At 69.3% G+C, this 17,960-nt stretch carries 14 protein-coding genes; 13 read left to right on the top strand and 1 reads right to left on the bottom strand.

The window, feature by feature from the left end; all coding sequences use genetic code 11:
• Nucleotides 1–23 precede the first annotated feature (23 nt).
• The 4 genes from tig (at nt 24) to clpX (ending at nt 4,675) form a co-directional block, all read left to right on the top strand.
• Nucleotides 24–1,424 carry a trigger factor gene (tig, locus tag H0H10_RS03890; RefSeq protein ID WP_188179377.1) on the top strand — a complete coding sequence of 467 codons (1,401 nt, stop codon included), beginning with the start codon at nt 24–26 and terminating at the stop codon, nt 1,422–1,424.
• Between the two features lie 384 nt (nt 1,425–1,808).
• Nucleotides 1,809–2,414 carry an ATP-dependent Clp protease proteolytic subunit gene (locus H0H10_RS03885; protein ID WP_031114129.1) on the top strand — a complete coding sequence of 202 codons (606 nt, stop codon included), beginning with the start codon at nt 1,809–1,811 and terminating at the stop codon, nt 2,412–2,414.
• Nucleotides 2,415–2,526: 112 nt separating this feature from the next.
• On the top strand, nt 2,527–3,207 hold the full coding sequence (locus H0H10_RS03880; RefSeq protein ID WP_308434642.1) for an ATP-dependent Clp protease proteolytic subunit: 681 nt from the start codon (nt 2,527–2,529) through the stop codon (nt 3,205–3,207).
• 181 nt (nt 3,208–3,388) lie between these two features.
• Complete coding sequence (clpX, locus tag H0H10_RS03875) at nt 3,389–4,675, top strand: ATP-dependent Clp protease ATP-binding subunit ClpX (RefSeq protein ID WP_188179376.1); 1,287 nt, start codon at nt 3,389–3,391, stop codon at nt 4,673–4,675.
• Nucleotides 4,676–4,750: 75 nt separating this feature from the next.
• On the opposite strand, the gene H0H10_RS03870 is transcribed toward clpX, so the two are convergent.
• Nucleotides 4,751–5,731: a hypothetical protein gene (locus H0H10_RS03870; RefSeq protein ID WP_188179375.1), complete on the bottom strand. Its 981-nt coding sequence runs from the start codon at nt 5,729–5,731 to the stop codon at nt 4,751–4,753.
• A 137-nt stretch (nt 5,732–5,868) separates the two neighbouring features.
• Here H0H10_RS03870 and H0H10_RS03865 point away from each other — a divergent pair, with 137 nt between their 5' ends.
• From H0H10_RS03865 to rodA, 9 genes are all read left to right on the top strand, one after another.
• Complete coding sequence (locus tag H0H10_RS03865) at nt 5,869–8,493, top strand: valine--tRNA ligase (RefSeq protein WP_188179374.1); 2,625 nt, start codon at nt 5,869–5,871, stop codon at nt 8,491–8,493.
• Between the two features lie 173 nt (nt 8,494–8,666).
• Nucleotides 8,667–10,187, top strand: coding sequence for a bifunctional tetrahydrofolate synthase/dihydrofolate synthase (gene folC, locus H0H10_RS03860; protein WP_188179373.1), 1,521 nt, complete (start codon nt 8,667–8,669; stop codon nt 10,185–10,187).
• Nucleotides 10,188–10,194: 7 nt separating this feature from the next.
• Nucleotides 10,195–10,551 (top strand): DUF4233 domain-containing protein, encoded by a 357-nt coding sequence (locus H0H10_RS03855; protein WP_188179372.1) that lies wholly within the window; start codon nt 10,195–10,197, stop codon nt 10,549–10,551.
• 70 nt (nt 10,552–10,621) lie between these two features.
• The gene (gene ndk, locus H0H10_RS03850) at nt 10,622–11,035 is read left to right on the top strand and encodes a nucleoside-diphosphate kinase (protein WP_188179371.1); all 414 of its coding nucleotides are present in this window, start codon (nt 10,622–10,624) and stop codon (nt 11,033–11,035) included.
• 313 nt (nt 11,036–11,348) lie between these two features.
• A complete protein-coding gene (locus H0H10_RS03845; protein ID WP_028422119.1) occupies nt 11,349–12,368 on the top strand; it encodes a rod shape-determining protein in 1,020 nt (339 codons plus the stop codon).
• A gap of 197 nt (nt 12,369–12,565) precedes the next feature.
• The gene (mreC, locus tag H0H10_RS03840) at nt 12,566–13,513 is read left to right on the top strand and encodes a rod shape-determining protein MreC (protein ID WP_188179370.1); all 948 of its coding nucleotides are present in this window, start codon (nt 12,566–12,568) and stop codon (nt 13,511–13,513) included.
• 14 nt (nt 13,514–13,527) lie between these two features.
• Complete coding sequence (gene mreD, locus H0H10_RS03835) at nt 13,528–14,199, top strand: rod shape-determining protein MreD (protein WP_188179369.1); 672 nt, start codon at nt 13,528–13,530, stop codon at nt 14,197–14,199.
• Between the two features lie 98 nt (nt 14,200–14,297).
• Nucleotides 14,298–16,589 carry a penicillin-binding protein 2 gene (gene mrdA / locus H0H10_RS03830; RefSeq protein ID WP_188179368.1) on the top strand — a complete coding sequence of 764 codons (2,292 nt, stop codon included), beginning with the start codon at nt 14,298–14,300 and terminating at the stop codon, nt 16,587–16,589.
• A complete protein-coding gene (gene rodA, locus H0H10_RS03825) occupies nt 16,586–17,785 on the top strand; it encodes a rod shape-determining protein RodA (protein ID WP_188179367.1) in 1,200 nt (399 codons plus the stop codon). Before mrdA ends, rodA begins: the two co-directional genes overlap by 4 nt.
• Nucleotides 17,786–17,960 lie beyond the last annotated feature (175 nt).

Here is a 17,960-nt window from a genome sequence, read left to right as displayed (position 1 = left end):
GTCAGCCACAAGGAGACCGAACCGTGAAGAGCGCCGTGGAGACCCTGAACCCGACCCGGGTTCGGCTCACTGTCGAGGTGCCCTTCGAGGAGCTCAAGGACAGCCTCGACGCGGCGTACAAGAAGATCAACCAGCAGGTCACGGTGAAGGGCTTCCGCAAGGGCAAGATCCCTGCCCGGGTCATCGACCAGCGGTTCGGCCGCGGTGCGGTTCTGGAGGAGGCGGTCAACGACGCGCTTCCGAAGTTCTACACCGACGCGGTCAACGAGGCCGAGCTGAACCCGCTCGGCCAGCCCGAGGTCGACATCACGGAGCTGAAGGACGGCGAGACGCTGAACTTCACCGCCGAGGTCGACATCCGCCCGACCCTGGAGATCCCGGACTACTCCGGCATCGAGGTCGAGGTCGACGCCGTCGAGGTCACCGACGAGGACGTCGAGAAGTCGGTGGAGCAGCTGCGCGAGCGCTTCGCCTCCACCTCCCCGGTCGAGCGCGCCGCCGAGGACGGCGACGTGGTCACCATCGACCTGGAGGCCAAGGTCGAGGGCGAGGTGCTGGAGGACGGCATCGCCAACGGCGTCTCCTACACCATCGGCTCCGGTGAGCTGCTGGACGGCATCGACGACGCCGTGAAGGGCCTGGAGGCCGGTGGCGAGGCCACCTTCACCTCCGAGCTCAAGGGCGGCTCGGCGGCCGGCAAGGAGGCCGAGGTCACCGTCAAGGTCACCCAGGTCGCCAAGCGTGAGCTGCCCGAGCTGGACGACGACTTCGCCCAGCTGGCGTCGGAGTTCGACACGCTGGAGGAGCTGAAGGCCGACAGCCGCAAGCGCCTGGCCAACATGAAGCAGTACGACCAGGCCACGCAGGCCCAGGAGCGCGTCCTGGACAAGCTGCTCGAGCTGGTCGAGGTCCCGGTCCCCGAGAAGCTCCTCGAGGACGAGATCAACACCCGTAAGCACAACCTCGAGCACCACCAGCTCGGCCAGATGGGCCTCACCCTCGACAAGTACCTGGAGATCCAGGGCAAGACCGCCGAGGAGTTCGAGACCGAGACCCGCGAGGCGGCGATCAAGGGCATCAAGACCCAGTTCGTCCTCGACGAGCTGGTCAAGCAGGAGAAGCTCAACGTCAACCAGGACGAGCTCACCGAGCACCTGATGCGCCGTGCCGCCTCCTCCGGCATGTCGCCCGACCAGTTCGCCCAGGCCGTCGTCGAGCAGGGCCAGGTCCCGCTCCTCGTCGGTGAAGTCGCCCGCGGCAAGGCCCTGGCCGCCGTGGTCGAGAAGGCCACGGTCAAGGACACCAACGGCGAGATCGTCGACCTGGACGACGAGGAGGAGGAGACCGAGGCCGAGGCCGCGGACGCCTCCGCCGAGGGCGCCGAGACCTCCGAGGACAAGGGCGAGGAGAAGGCCGAGGGCTGAGCCCACGCCCCCTTCTGACGTACGCCGGCAACGGGCCCCGGGACGCGGTGAGCGTTCGGGGCCCGTTGCGGTTGCGCCCCGGGCCGGACGGGTCCGTGACGGACCCCCGGCTCCCCCGCATGGACGCGACCGGCCCCATCACCAGCGGCGCCGGCGAACCGGCCCCGCGGCGCGTCGCACCCGGCCGGCCCGGCGGAGCAACCTGCGCTCACAGCGAACACCGCCGGAACCGGGATGGCGCCGCAGGCCCACCGCGTTAGGGTCCATGAATACGAGGGCAGGGGAGTCCCCGAACAGCGCCGGACGGCCCCCACGCCCCGGCAGAACACGTGAGACGGCCCGGCGCCGTCGTAAAGACGAGCAGGTGGATACGTGACGAATCTGATGCCCTCCGCCGCCGGCGAGCCTTCCATCGGTGGTGGCCTCGGCGACCAGGTCTACAACCGGCTGCTCAACGAGCGGATCATCTTCCTCGGTCAGCCGGTGGACGACGACATCGCCAACAAGATCACCGCGCAGCTGCTGCTCCTTGCCTCCGACCCGGACAAGGACATTTACCTGTACATCAACAGCCCGGGCGGTTCGATCACGGCCGGCATGGCGATCTACGACACCATGCAGTACATCAAGAACGACGTGGTGACGATCGCCATGGGCCTCGCGGCCTCGATGGGGCAGTTCCTGCTCAGCGCGGGCACCCCCGGCAAGCGCTTCGCCCTGCCGAACGCCGAGATCCTGATCCACCAGCCCTCCGCAGGTCTTGCGGGCTCGGCCTCGGACATCAAGATCCACGCCGAGCGGCTGCTGCACACCAAGAAGCGCATGGCCGAGCTCACGGCCCAGCACACCGGCCAGACGGTCGAGCAGATCACCCGCGACTCGGACCGCGACCGCTGGTTCGACGCCTTCGAGGCCAAGGAGTACGGCCTCATCGACGACGTCATCGCCACGGCCGCCGGCATGCCGGGCGGCGGCGGCACCGGGGCCTGAGCCGCTCCCCGCGGGGCCCCGCGCCCCGTGGGAACCGAGCCGAGCCCTCCGCGGGCCCCAGCGCGCCCAGCCAGCCCCGAGCGACCGCCTCAGCCCCTTTCCAGGAGACACTGTGAACGACTTCCCCGGCAGCGGCCTGTACGACCGCACGCGCGCCGAGTACACCGGCCCCGCGGCCGAGTCCCGCTACGTGATCCCGCGCTTCGTCGAGCGCACCTCCCAGGGCATCCGCGAGTACGACCCGTACGCGAAGCTCTTCGAGGAGCGCGTGATCTTCCTCGGCGTCCAGATCGACGACGCCTCCGCCAACGACGTCATGGCGCAGCTGCTGTGCCTGGAGTCGATGGACCCCGACCGGGACATCTCGGTCTACATCAACAGCCCCGGCGGCTCCTTCACGGCGCTCACGGCCATCTACGACACGATGCAGTACGTGAAGCCGGACATCCAGACGGTCTGCATGGGCCAGGCGGCCTCCGCCGCCGCCGTCCTGCTGGCCGCCGGCACGCCGGGCAAGCGCATGGCGCTGCCGAACGCCCGCGTCCTGATCCACCAGCCGTACAGCGAGACCGGCCGCGGCCAGGTCTCCGACCTGGAGATCGCCGCCAACGAGATCCTGCGGATGCGCTCGCAGCTGGAGGAGATGCTGGCCAAGCACTCCACCACGCCGGTCGAGAAGATCCGCGAGGACATCGAGCGCGACAAGATCCTCACGGCCGAGGACGCGCTGAGCTACGGCCTGATCGACCAGATCATCACCACCCGGAAGATGGACAACGCCTCCCTCCGCTGAGGCGGGAGGCTGTATCGTCTGCCGCCCCTTGGCACGGTTTGGCGCGTTTCACGTCAAAGCGAACCGTGCCAAGGGGGGCCCGGACGGGGGGCCCGGCAAGGTACCGTCGACATAAGGCAGCACCAGGAGCCGCTGGACTCGTACGTGTCCAGGCGTCTCCCAGGCGAAGGGGAAGCACACCGTGGCACGCATCGGTGACGGCGGCGATCTGCTCAAGTGCTCGTTCTGCGGAAAGAGCCAGAAGCAGGTCAAGAAGCTCATCGCAGGGCCCGGTGTGTACATCTGCGACGAGTGCATCGACCTCTGCAACGAGATCATCGAGGAAGAGCTCGCCGAGACCAGCGAGGTGCGCTGGGAGGAGCTTCCCAAGCCCCGCGAGATCTACGAGTTCCTCGAGGGGTACGTGGTCGGCCAGGAGGCCGCCAAGAAGGCCCTCTCCGTCGCGGTGTACAACCACTACAAGCGCGTCCAGGCCGGCGAGAACGGCGGCGCCCAAGGCCGCGACGACGCCATCGAGTTGGCGAAGTCCAACATCCTGCTGCTCGGCCCCACGGGCTCCGGCAAGACCCTGCTGGCCCAGACCCTCGCCCGCATGCTGAACGTCCCGTTCGCCATCGCCGACGCCACGGCGCTCACCGAGGCGGGGTACGTCGGCGAGGACGTCGAGAACATCCTGCTGAAGCTGATCCAGGCGGCGGACTACGACGTCAAGAAGGCCGAGACCGGGATCATCTACATCGACGAGATCGACAAGGTCGCGCGGAAGAGTGAAAACCCCTCGATCACGCGCGACGTGAGCGGCGAGGGCGTCCAGCAGGCCCTGCTGAAGATCCTCGAAGGCACCACGGCCTCGGTCCCGCCCCAGGGCGGCCGCAAGCACCCGCACCAGGAGTTCATCCAGATCGACACGACGAACGTCCTGTTCATCGTGGGCGGTGCCTTCGCCGGCCTGGAGAAGATCATCGAGGGCCGCGCGGGCGCCAAGGGCATCGGCTTCGGCGCGACCATCCGCTCCAAGCGGGAGCTGGAGTCCAAGGACCAGTTCGAGGAGGTCATGCCGGAGGACCTGGTCAAGTTCGGCATGATCCCCGAGTTCATCGGCCGCCTCCCGGTCATCACGTCGGTCCACAACCTCGACCGCGAGGCCCTGCTGAAGATCCTGGTCGAGCCGCGCAACGCGCTGGTGAAGCAGTACCAGCGCCTGTTCGAACTCGACGGCGTGGAGCTGGACTTCGAGCGCGAGGCCCTGGAGGCCATCGCCGACCAGGCCATCCTCCGCCAGACCGGCGCCCGCGGTCTGCGCGCCATCATGGAGGAGGTCCTCCAGGGCGTCATGTACGAGGTCCCGTCCCGCAAGGACGTCGCCCGCGTCGTCATCACGGCCGACGTCGTCCTCTCCAACGTCAACCCGACCCTCATCCCGCGCGACTCGCGCGGACGGGGCTCCGGGGAGCAGAAGACGGCGTAGCCGTCGCCGTACGTACGTAGAAGGGGCCCGGTCGAGCGACCGGGCCCCTTCGGCATGTGTGCTGCGGTGGCGGCGTCAGGCCTTGACGCGGATCTCCTTGCGGAGCTTGGTGGTGACGTCGATGGCGACGTCCTTCGACACGCCCTTGCTGGCGTCGCCGGGGGAGACCATGGCGATCGTGCTGTAGTCGGCCCAGGCGCAGAACCAGTCGGTCTTCTCCTGCTTGGTGGTCGGGTCGGTGGCCTTGGCCGCCTGGCACTTCATGGCCGCGCCGTCGAGTTCGGCCTCGTCGGGCTCGCCGACCAGTTCGGTCTTGGAGGCGCCGCTGCCGGAGGAGTTCTCGTCGGACTCCTTCTTGATCTCGGCGAAGAACTTGTCGAGGGCCGCCTCGGGGTCCGCGATCTCGCCGTAGGCACCGAAGAAGGTGACGCCCTTGGCCGTCGCCATCTCGCTGGGGTCGGGCGCGGTGCTGGGGTCCGACGGGTCGTAGTCGCTCAGGTCCGCCGTCGAGTACATGCCGGTCACGCCGGTGCCGTTCTTGACGCCGCTCTTCTCCAGGTCCTTGGCGGTGTCCTCGTCGCCGCCGCTCGTGGAGTCCTGGGTGACCTGCTTGTACTCGCCGAGCACCGTCGCCGGCGTCGTCAGCTTGTGGGCGCCGTCGTCCTCGATGCCGCCCGCGGCGCCGCCCCCGCCGAGGACGAAGTACGCGCCGACGCCGATCGCGGCCACGACTGCCACCGCGCCGATGATCAGGCCCGTCTTCTTCTTGCCGCCGCCCGGGGCCGGGGGCTGGGGCATGCCGTAGGGCTGCTGGCCGTAGGGCGGCTGCTGGCCGTACGGGGGCTGCTGGCCGTAGGGGTTCGGCTGCTGCGGGACGCCCTGCGGGGGCTGCTGCGGGTAGCCGTAGCCCGGCTGAGGCTGGGGGGGAGGCGTCTGCTGGGGGTAGCCGTAGCCGGGCTGGGGGGCCTGCGGCGGCTGGCCGTACGGTCCCGGCTGGCCGTACGGCCCGGGCTGCTGGGGCTGCCCGCCGTACGGGCCCGGCTGGTTGTGACTCATTACTGGGTTCCCCTCCAGATGCTCATGTGTTGCTGACATCCTGACGCAGACATGGCGTGCGGAGGCCACCGGGGGCCGCACCGTTACAAAGGAATGGCGTTTCGGGACTGGGCCGTGACGCCTTTAAACTGACCCCCGTGACCGACAACACTCAGCACCCGCAAGCAGCGCCCACGACCGAACTGCCGACCCAGTACACGCCGGCCGAGGTAGAGGGGAAGCTGTACGAGCGCTGGGTAGAACGGGGCTATTTCGAGGCGGACGCCAAGAGCGACAAGCCGCCGTACACCGTCGTCATCCCGCCGCCGAACGTCACGGGCAGCCTGCACCTCGGGCACGCCTTCGAGCACACGCTCATCGACGCCCTGACCCGCCGCAAGCGGATGCAGGGCCACGAGACGCTGTGGCAGCCCGGCATGGACCACGCCGGCATCGCCACGCAGAACGTCGTCGAGCGGGAACTGGCCAAGGAGGGCAAGTCCCGGCACGACCTCGGCCGTGAGGCGTTCGTCGAGCGCGTCTGGCAGTGGAAGGCCGAGTCCGGCGGCCAGATCAGCGGGCAGATGCGGCGCCTCGGCGACGGCGTCGCCTGGACGCGTGAGCGCTTCACCATGGACGAGGGCCTGTCCCAGGCCGTCCAGACCATCTTCAAGCGGCTCTACGACGACGAGCTGATCTACCGCGCCGAGCGCATCATCAACTGGTGCCCGCGCTGCCTGACCGCGATCTCCGACATCGAGGTCGAGTACCAGGACGACGACGGCGAGCTCGTCTCCATGAAGTACGGCGACGGGGACGACACCATCGTCGTCGCCACGACCCGTGCCGAGACCATGCTCGGTGACACGGCGGTCGCCGTTCACCCCGACGACGAGCGCTACAAGCACCTGGTCGGCAAGCTCATCAAGCTGCCGCTGACCGACCGTTCCATCCCGGTCGTCGCCGACACCCACGTCGACCCGGAGTTCGGCACCGGCGCCGTCAAGGTGACGCCCGCCCACGACCCGAACGACTTCGAGATCGGCCAGCGGCACGACCTGCCGGCGATCACGGTCATGGACGAGCACGCCGTCATCACCGCCCACGGCCCCTTCCAGGGCCTGGACCGGCTGGAGGCCCGCTCCGCCATCGTCGCCGCCCTGCGCGCCGAGGGCCGGATCGTGGCCGAGAAGCGGCCCTACGTCCACTCGGTCGGCCACTGCTCGCGCTGCAAGACCACCATCGAGCCGCGCCTGTCCATGCAGTGGTGGGTCAAGGTCGGCCCGCTGGCCAAGGCGGCCGGCGACGCGGTCCGCGACGGCAAGGTCAAGATCCACCCGCAGGAGATGGAGAAGCGGTACTTCGACTGGGTCGACAACCTCCACGACTGGTGCATCTCCCGCCAGCTGTGGTGGGGCCACCGCATCCCGGTCTGGTACGGGCCGAACGGCGAGGTCGTCTGCGTCGGCCCGGACGAGGAGCCGCCGGCCGGCGAGGGCTGGCACCAGGACTCCGACGTCCTGGACACCTGGTTCTCCTCCGGCCTGTGGCCGTTCTCCACGCTCGGCTGGCCCGAGCAGACCGAGAGCCTGGCGAAGTTCTACCCGAACTCCGTCCTGGTCACCGGCTACGACATCCTCTTCTTCTGGGTCGCCCGGATGATGATGTTCGGCCTCTACGCGATGGACGGCACCCCGCCGTTCCACACCATCGCGCTGCACGGCATGGTCCGGGACCAGAACGGCAAGAAGATGTCGAAGTCCTTCGGCAACGTCGTGAACCCGCTGGACTGGATGGACAAGTACGGCTCCGACGCGCTGCGCTTCACGCTCGCGCGCGGCGCCAACCCGGGCGTCGACGTCCCGATCGGCGAGGACTGGGTCCAGGGCTCCCGCAACTTCGCCAACAAGATCTGGAACGCCACCCGCTTCGCGCTGATGAACGGCGCGACGGTGGACGGTCCGCTGCCGGACGCGTCGAAGATGTCCTCGACCGACCGGTGGATCCTGTCCCGGCTGAACTCGGTGGTCGCCGAGGTCGACGCGTACTACGAGGACTACCAGTTCGCGAAGCTCTCCGACGCGCTGTTCCACTTCGCCTGGGACGAGGTCTTCGACTGGTACGTCGAGCTGTCCAAGACGACGTTCCAGGAGGGCGGCGAGGCCGCCGAGGTCAGCAAGCGCGTCCTCGGCGAGGTCCTCGACGTCACGCTGCGGCTGCTGCACCCGGTCGTGCCCTTCGTCACCGAGACGCTGTGGACCACGCTGACCGGCGGCGAGTCGGTCGTCATCGCCGAGTGGCCGGCCGACTCGGGCTTCCGGGACGCGGATGCCGAGCGGGAGATCGAGACGCTCCAGTCGGTGATCACCGAGGTCCGCCGGTTCCGCGCCGACCAGGGTCTCCAGCCCGGTCAGCGCGTTCCCGCCCGCCTCGGCCTGGACGGTACGGCACTCGCCCCGCACGAGGCGGCCATCCGTCAGCTGCTGAGGCTCCAGCCGGAGGGCGAGTCGTTCACGGCGACGGCGACGCTTCCGGTGGCGGGGGTGGAGGTCGCGCTGGACCTCTCCGGCGCGATCGACGTCGTCGCGGAGCGCAAGCGGCTCGCCAAGGATCTCGCCGCCGCCGAGAAGGAGAAGGCGCAGGCGGGTGCCAAGCTGGGCAACGAGGCGTTCCTCGCGAAGGCGCCGGATCACGTGGTGGACAAGATCCGGGGGCGGCTGGCCAAGGCCGACGAGGACATCGTGCGGATTCAGGCGCAGCTGGAGCGGTTGCCGCAGGCGTAGGCGCCGCGCCGCCGTACGTGCGTGAAGGCCCCCGGAGTTCCATGGCTCCGGGGGCCTTCGGCTGCCGTGGGGTGGGTCGCGCGGCCCGGCGCCGGCGGGGTGCCGTCCGCGCCCACCCGTGCCGCCCCAGCGGCACGACTGCCCGCGGACCACGTGTACGTAGACTGGTGCCCGTGAGTGAGCTCCCCCCGTACGACAGCAGTGAGCAGTCGGATCCCGGTGAATCGTTCGACGAGATCATCGCGGCCGAGACCGGTCGTGATCCCGATCTCGCGGTGATCGAGGCCGGCAGCCGTACCCTGCGCACCCAGGGCGGCCCGCCGCAGGCCGATGTGCCCGCGCGGCCGGAGGATCCCGAGGTGGACCGGGCCCTGCGGGAGGTCGAGGCGGAACTCGCGACCCGCTGGGGCGAGACCAAGCTGGAGCCGTCCGTCAGCCGCATCGCCGCGCTGATGGACGTGCTGGGGGAGCCGCAGCGGTCGTATCCGTCCATCCACATCACGGGGACGAACGGCAAGACCTCCACCGCCCGCATGATCGAGGCCCTGCTCGGCGCCTTCGAGCTGCGCACCGGGCGGTACACCTCCCCGCACGTGCAGTCGATCACCGAGCGGATCAGCCTGGACGGCGCGGCCATCTCCGCCGAGCGGTTCATCGAGACGTACCGGGACATCAAGCCGTACGTCGAGATGGTCGACGCACAGCAGGAGTACCGGCTGTCCTTCTTCGAGGTGCTGACGGGGATGGCGTACGCCGCCTTCGCCGACGCGCCGGTCGACGTTGCGGTCGTGGAAGTGGGCATGGGCGGCTCCTGGGACGCCACCAACGTCATCGACGGGGACGTCGCCGTCGTCACCCCGATCGCCCTGGACCACACCGACCGGCTCGGCGGGACGCCCGGCGAGATCGCCGGCGAGAAGGCCGGCATCGTCAAGCAGGACGCCACCGTGATCCTCGCCCAGCAGCCGGTGGACGCGGCACAGGTACTGCTGAAGAAGGCCGTGGACGTCAACGCCACCGTGGCGCGTGAGGGGCTGGAGTTCGGCGTCGTGGCCCGGCAGGTGGCCGTCGGCGGGCAGCTGGTGACCCTGCGGGGGCTGGGCGGCGAGTACACCGAGGTGTATCTGCCGCTGCACGGCGCCCACCAGGCGCACAACGCCGCGGTGGCCCTGGCCGCCGTCGAGGCGTTCTTCGGCGTCGGGGCGCAGCGCGCCGAGCCGCTGGACGCCGACACCGTGCGCAAGGCCTTCGCCTCCGTCGCCTCGCCGGGGCGGCTGGAGGTCGTCCGGCGGTCGCCCACCGTCGTCCTCGACGCCGCGCACAATCCGGCGGGCGCCCAGGTCACGGCCGAGGCGGTGGGGGAGGCGTTCCAGTTCAGCAGGCTCATCGGCGTGGTCGGCGCCAGCGCCGACAAGAACGTCCGCGGGCTGCTGGAGGCCTTCGAGCCGGTCTTCGCCGAGGTCGTCGTCACCCAGAACTCCAGCCACCGCGCGATGGACGCCGACGAGCTGGCGGCGATCGCCGTCGAGGTGTTCGGCGAGGACCGCGTCCAGGTCGAGCCGCGGCTGCCGGACGCCCTGGAGGCCGCGATCACGCTGGCCGAGGAGGAGGGCGAGTTCGCGGGCGGCGGCGTGCTCGTCACCGGTTCCGTCATCACCGTCGGCGAGGCCCGACTGCTCCTGGGGAAGGGCTGACAAACCCGTGCGTACGCTCTGTGCTTCGACCCTGATCGGTGAGTTCTTCGTCATCGGCTTCGCCGGACTGGTCGCCATGAAGGACCCCGACCTGTCCATGGGGACGGTGTGGACGGTCAGCGGCATCGCGATGTTCCTGTGCGTGGCGCTGTGCGGCGTGGTGACCCGGCCCGGCGGCATCGCCTTCGGCTGGGCGCTGCAGATCGCGCTCGTCGCCTCCGGGTTCGTCGTCCCGATGATGTTCTTCCTCGGTGTCGTCTTCGCGGCCCTGTGGTGGGCCTCGGTGCACTACGGACGGAAGATCGACGAGGCGAAGGCGAGGTTCGCGGCCCAGGCCGAGGCCTCTACACCTGACGCTGCGTGACGGGTGCCGCGACACGCCCGGTAACCTCAGTCATCACCTCGCACAACCTCACATCCCAAGGAGTCCCGTCGTGACCCAGCGCACCCTCGTCCTCCTCAAGCCCGACGCCGTCCGTCGTGGCCTGACCGGCGAGATCATCAGCCGTATCGAGCGCAAGGCCGGCTGGCAGATCACCGCGCTGGAACTGCGCACGCTGGACACCGACACCCTGGAGCAGCACTACGGCGAGCACAAGGGCAAGCCGTTCTACGAGCCGCTGGTGGCGTTCATGTCCTCCGGTCCGGTCGTGGCGATGGTCGTCGAGGGCGAGCGGGTCATCGAGGGCGTGCGCGCCCTGGCCGGCCCGACCGACCCGATCGCCGCCGCCCCCGGTTCCATCCGCGGGGACTACGGCGTGATCGTCCGGGAGAACCTGATCCACGCCTCGGACTCCGAGGAGTCCGCCGAGCGCGAGCTGAAGATCTTCTTCCCGGGCCGCGTCTGAGTCCGGCGGGCTCTCGGCGCAAGCATTTTTTCTGACGCGTCGTCAGCCATTCGGCGCATCTCCGACCTGGGCGGCCGCACAAAAGCGGCCGCCCTGCGGCATATGCGTGGCGATCGGGGGAACGGATGCCACCGTTGGCCCGTCTCCACAAGCGAGGCGATGCGCCATCTGCTGACAATGGCGAAGACCCTCGCGCAGTGTTCGCGAAAGCGCGTCTACGATGGAAGCCTTCACGTCACTGCACCCACCTCGCCTACCTGAAAAGCCCTCAAAAGCTCGTGGGAAGGCCAGTCGAATCCTGATGGGGAACTCAATGTCGTTCATCGGCCGTGACATGGCTGTCGACCTCGGGACCGCCAACACGCTGGTGTACGTCAGGGGTCGCGGGATCGTACTCAACGAGCCGTCCGTCGTCGCGATCAACACCAACACCGGTGGCATCCTCGCGGTCGGTGCCGAAGCGAAGAAGATGATCGGGCGCACGCCCGGCAACATCGTTGCCGTGCGTCCGCTGAAGGACGGCGTGATCGCCGACTTCGAGATCACCGAGCGGATGCTCCGCTACTTCATCCTGAAGATCCACAAGCGGCGGTATCTGGCTCGTCCGCGGGTCGTCGTCTGTGTGCCCTCGGGCATCACCGGCGTCGAGCGCCGCGCCGTCATCGAGGCGTCGTCCCAGGCCGGCGCCCGTCAGGTGCACATCATCGAGGAGCCCATGGCCGCTGCCATCGGCTCCGGCCTGCCGGTCCACGAGGCCACGGGCAACATGGTGGTCGACATCGGCGGCGGCACCACGGAGGTCGCGGTCATCTCCCTCGGCGGCATCGTCACCGCCCAGTCCATCCGCGTCGCGGGCGACGAGCTGGACAACGCGATCATCCAGCACGTGAAGAAGGAGTACAGCCTTCTTCTGGGTGAGCGCACGGCCGAACAGATCAAGATCACGATCGGTTCGGCGTACGACCTCGACACCGACGAGCACACCGAAATCCGCGGCCGGGACCTCGTCTCCGGGCTGCCCAAGACCGTCGTCATCTCCGCCGCCGAAGTGCGCAAGGCGATCGAGGAACCCGTCAACGCCATCGTCGACGCCGTCAAGACGACCCTCGACAAGTGCCCTCCGGAGCTCTCCGGCGACATCATGGACCGGGGCATCGTCCTGACCGGCGGAGGGGCGCTGCTGCGCGGCCTCGACGAGCGGCTGCGCCGGGAGACCGGCATGCCGATCCACATCGCCGAGGACCCGCTGGACAGCGTGGCGCTCGGCTCCGGAAAGTGCGTCGAGGAGTTCGAGGCGCTCCAGCAGGTGCTGGACGCCCAGCCGCGCAGATGACGTAACGCTTCGGTTCCGCCGTACGAGACGATCCCCTCTCGTGCGGCGGATCGTTGATATAGAGACATGAGGCCGCTCATAACGCCCGCTTCCAGGCGGCCGGGGGCGTCGTCCGCCCGTCAGCTGAATCCCCTGAATTCCTGAACACACCGCAACGAATTTCCCGAATTCCGACGAGGAAGGCACGGCCGTCGCACGTGAGGGACACGAAAGAGAGCCGGCTGCTCCTGGTGCTGCTGATCGCCGTCGCGTTCGCACTGATCACGGTGGACATCCGCGGCGGGGAGGACTCACCGGTCGACGGTGCCCGGCAGGCCGCGGCCACCGTCTTCGGCCCGATCGAGAACGGGGTGTCGGCCGCGGTCGACCCGGTCGGCAACGCGGTCTCCGCGATCCGCGACTCGGGTGACCGGCACGACCGGCTCGCCGAACTGGAGACGGAGAACGCGGCCCTGAAGGCGAAGCTCGGCAGCGACGACCGCGGCCGCAGCCGCCTCAAGCAGCTCGACAAGATGCTGAAGCTGGCCGGCGCCGGCCAGTACGGCATCAAGGGCGCCCAGGTCATCGCCATAGGAGCCGCCCAGGGTTTCTCCTGGACCATCACCATCGACGTCGGTGCCGATGACGGCATCCAGCGCGACATGACCGTCCTCAACGGCGACGGACTGGTGGGCCGCGTGACCACCGTCGGCCCCAGCACCGCCACCGTGCTGCTCGCCAACGACCCCGACTTCACCGTCGGCACCCGCATGGAGGCCGGCGACGAACTCGGCTTCGCCTCCGGCCAGGGCGACCGCCCGCTGCGCGTCGAACTCCTCAACGGCAAGGCCGACGTGAAGAAGGGCGACCGCCTCGTCACCTTCGGCTCCCAGGCCGACAAGCCGTTCGTGCCCGGCGTGCCCGTCGGCGTCGTCTCCCGTGTCGACCCCTCCGGCGGCGATCTGACCCGCACGCTGTACGTCACGCCCTACGTCGGCTTCACCAAGCTCGACATCGTCGGTGTCGTGGTCCAGGCCCCGAAGAAGGATCCGCGCGACACGGTGCTCCCGGACAAGCCCCAGCCGAAACCCACGCCGACCGTGACGGTGACCGTGACGCCGTCCGCCGAGGCGCCCGCCGACGGCCAGTTCGAGCCCGAGCAGTAGGAGCTTTCAGTCCCATGCGCGTCAACCGGATCCTGCTCTCCGTCTCCCTGGTCGTCGTCGCCCTGGTCGTCCAGGTGAGCGTCCTCGCCCGCCTCCATCTCCCCGGCGCCGTCCCCGACCTGCTGCTGCTCACCGTCCTCGGCCTCGCCCTGGTCTACGGCCATGTCGGCGGCGCCCTCATCGGCTTCGGTGCCGGACTGCTCGCCGACCTCGCCCCGCCCGCCGACCACGCCGCCGGCCGCTACGCCCTCGTGCTCTGCGTCATCGGCTACCTCGCCGGGCTCGCCAAACCGGACAACGGCCGGCTCAGGTCGGCCACCGGTGCCATGGTCGTGGTGGTCGCCGCCGCCATCGGCACCACCCTGCTGTACGCCGGTGTCGGAGCCCTCGTCGGCGACACCGCCGCCCGCCATGTCGGCCTGCCCGGACTGCTGTTCACGGCCGCCCTGTACGACCTGCTGCTCGCGCCCTTCGTCGTCCCCGGGATCATGGCCCTGGCCCGGCGCGCGGAGAACGACCCGCTGGCCGACGCCAACTCCGCGTCGCAGAGCGCCGACATCTCCTCCGGCTGGCTGGCCGGCGGCACCGGACTGCGCATCGGCAGCCAGCGCAACGGGCTGCGGGCGAAGGCGGCACGGGCGCGGGTGGCCCGGGCCGGACGGATCAAGGGGGTCAAGCGGCTGTGACGACGACTTCCCGCCCGTACGACCGCGCTGTGGGGGCACCCGCGCACTCGTACACCCGCGTCGATGCGTACACATCCTGAGAGGGGGAGGCAGCCGCAGTGACCAACATCCCCGAGACCGGGCGGAGCACACGCGTCCAGACCCGGCTCGTCGTCATCCAGATCCTCGTCCTCTCCCTCCTCGGCACCCTCGGCGGCCGGCTCTGGTACCTCCAGATCCGCCAGGGCGACGAGTACGCCAAGGAGGCCAGCGGCAACCACGTCCAGCAGGTCGTCCAGCCCGCGGTACGCGGCTCCATCCTGGACGCGCGGGGCGTGGCGCTCGCCGACAACGAGACCCGGCTCGTCGTCTCCGCCTCCCGCACCGAGCTGCTGAAGATGAAGGACGACGGCAAGGCCGTCCTCACCAAACTCGCGGGCGTCCTCGGCATGAAGCCCCAGGAGGTCATGGACAAGGTCCGGCTGTGCGACGCAGAGACGCCGCAGCCCTGCTGGAACGGCTCGCCCTACCAGCCGATCCCCATCACCGACGAGGCCACGCCCAAGCAGGCCCTCCAGATCCGCGAACGGGCCGAGGACTTCCCCGGCATCACCGCCGAGCCCCAGGCCGTACGCCGCTACACCAGCCCCGGCAAGGCCAACACCGCCCAGGTCCTCGGCTACCTCTCGCCGGTCACCGACGAGGAGATCCAAAAGGCCCAGGACACCGAGTCGCCCTATCTGCGCTCGGACCAGGTCGGCCGCTCCGGACTGGAGCGCCAGTACGACAAGGCGCTGCGCGGCAAGGCCGGCGTCACCCGCTACGAGGTCGACAACCTCGGCCGCGTCATCGGGCAGGCCGAGTCCGACGCCGCCCAGCCCGGCTCCAACCTCGTCACCAGCATCGACTCCCGCGTCCAGCGGGTCGCCGAGTACGAGCTCAACGAGGCGATGAAGGCCGCCCGCAAGGAGTACGACCGCAACACGGGCACGACGTACAAGGCCGACGCCGGCGCGGTCGTGGTGATGGAGGCCAAGACCGGCCGCGTCGTCGCCATGGCCTCCAACCCGACGTACGACCCGAACGCCTGGGTCGGCGGCATCTCCGCCGCCGACTACAAGAAGCTCACCGGCAAGGACTCCAACTACCCGCTGCTCAACCGGGCCATCCAGGGCCAGGCGGCCCCCGGCTCCATCTTCAAGGTGGTCTCCTCGGCCGCCGCGGTGGAGGCGGGCTACGACTTCGACGGCCGTTACGACTGCTCCAGCTCGTACTCGGTGGGGGGCCAGGTCTTCAAGAACTTCGAGTCGGCCGACAACGGCGCGATCACCATCGGCCGCGCCCTCGAACTCTCCTGCGACACCGTCTACTACCGCCTCGCGCACGAGGAGTGGAAGAAGGACGGCGGCATGAACCCGAAGAAGCCCAACGACTACTTCTACAAGGCCGCCCACCAGTTCGGCCTCGGTAAGGAGACCGGCATCGACCTGCCCAACGAGGTCACCGGCCGTGTTCCCGACCGCCAGTGGAAGCAGGAGTACTGGGAGGCGAACAAGGACGCCTGGTGCAAGACGGGGAAGAAGAACGGCTCCTACGTCGAGCGGATCTCGTACGAGAACTGCCTCGAGGGCAACAAGATGCGCGCCGGTGACTCCATCAACTACTCCATCGGCCAGGGCGACACCCTCGTCACCCCCATCCAGATGGCCACCATCTACGGGGCCATCTCCAACGGCGGCACGCTGTACGACCCGACCATCGGCAAGGCGGTCGTCAGCCCCGACGGCAAGCGGGTCGAGGAGATCAAGCCCGAGTCGCACGGCAAGCTGCCGATAAGCAAGGCCACGCTGGCCAAGATGGACGAGGCGCTCGCGGGCGTCGCGACCCGCGGTACCGCCGCCTGGCGGTTCGAGGGCTGGCCGCAGGACAAGATCCCGATGCACGCCAAGACCGGTACCGCCGAGGTCTACGGCAAGCAGACCACGTCGTGGTTCGCCACGTACACCAAGGACTACGCGATCGTCATGACGATCTCCCAGGGTGGTACGGGTTCCGGCGCCTCGGGTCCCGCCGTGCGCAACATCTACGACGCGCTGTACGGCGTCTCGGACGACGGGGCGATCGACAAGAAGAAGGCGCTGCTGCCCGAGCCGATGAAGGCCCTGCCGAAGATCAAGGCCGACGGCACGATCGCCTCGCCGAAGGTCTCCAAGGACGTGGTGAAGGACCTTCAGCCGAAGGACGAGGACGCGGAGGGCGCGACGGAGGGTGCAACGGATGCCGCGACCGAGGCGGCCACGGAGCCGGGCGGGGACGATCCCGCCGACCCGCAGGACCAGCAGGCGACCGTGAACACGCCTGACACCGGGAACCGGCAGACACGCAGGCGGAAGCGGAGGGGGCGCGCATGACCGGGGCGAACAGTTTCCAGGTCTCCGGGTACGGGCCCCAACGCGCGGGCTGGACGCGGCTGTTCGCCCGGGACTCGATGACGCGGCGGCTCGACTGGCCGATACTGCTGGCCGCCACCGCGCTGTCGCTGATGGGCGCGCTGCTGGTGTACTCGGCGACGCGCAACCGCACCGAGCTCAACCAGGGCGACCCGTACTACTTCCTGGTGCGGCACCTGCTGAACACCGGCATCGGGATCGCCCTGATGATCGCCACCGTCTGGCTCGGCCACCGGACGCTGCGCACGGCCGTGCCCGTGCTGTACGGCGCGTCCGTGTTCCTGATCCTGCTGGTGCTCACGCCGCTCGGCTCGACCATCAACGGGGCCCACTCGTGGATCAAGCTCCCCGGCGGGTTCTCCTTGCAGCCGTCGGAGTTCGTGAAGATCACGATCATCCTGGGCATGGCGATGCTGCTCGCGGCGCGGGTGGACGCGGGGGACCGGCCGTACCCGGACCACCGGATCGTGCTGCAGGCGCTGGGCCTGGCCGTGGTGCCGATGCTGATCGTGATGCTCATGCCCGACCTCGGGTCGGTGATGGTCATGGTGATCATCGTGCTGGGGGTGCTGCTCGCCTCCGGCGCCTCCAACCGGTGGGTGTTCGGGCTGCTCGGCGCGGGGGCGGCCGGGGCGATCGCGGTGTGGCAGCTGGGGATCCTGGACGAGTACCAGATCAACCGCTTCGCGGCGTTCGCCAATCCGGAGCTGGATCCCGCGGGCGTCGGCTACAACACCAACCAGGCGCGGATCGCGATCGGGTCCGGGGGGCTGACCGGGTCCGGGCTCTTCCACGGCTCGCAGACGACGGGGCAGTTCGTGCCGGAGCAGCAGACGGACTTCGTCTTCACCGTCGCGGGTGAGGAGCTGGGGTTCCTCGGGGCCGGGCTGATCATCGTGCTGCTCGGTGTGGTGCTGTGGCGTGCGTGCCGGATCGCCCGGGAGACGACCGACCTGTACGGCACGATCGTCGCGGCCGGGATCGTGGCGTGGTTCGCCTTCCAGACCTTCGAGAACATCGGCATGACGCTGGGCATCATGCCGGTGACCGGTCTGCCGCTGCCGTTCGTGTCGTACGGGGGGTCGTCGATGTTCGCGGTGTGGATGGCGGTGGGGTTGCTGCAGTCGATCACGGCACAGCGGCCGATGTCGGCGTGAGCCTGCGGCGCGGGTGCCTGCGGCGCCTGGGCGGGGGTGCCTGCGGCGGCCTGTGCTGCGTCGGTGGGGGTGCGCGTAGCGCGTTCGGTTGTGTTGTGGGTCGGGGCCGTGCCGGGGGGTGTCCGTCCTCGGAACGGCGCGGAATCGGTTGGTGACCAAGTGACTGGCGTTGACG

This window comes from Streptomyces griseicoloratus (assembly GCF_014534645.1).
Lineage (GTDB): Bacteria > Actinomycetota > Actinomycetes > Streptomycetales > Streptomycetaceae > Streptomyces > Streptomyces griseicoloratus.
Note: the sequence above shows the minus strand (reverse complement) of the source record. Positions and strands in the feature narration are given on the sequence as shown.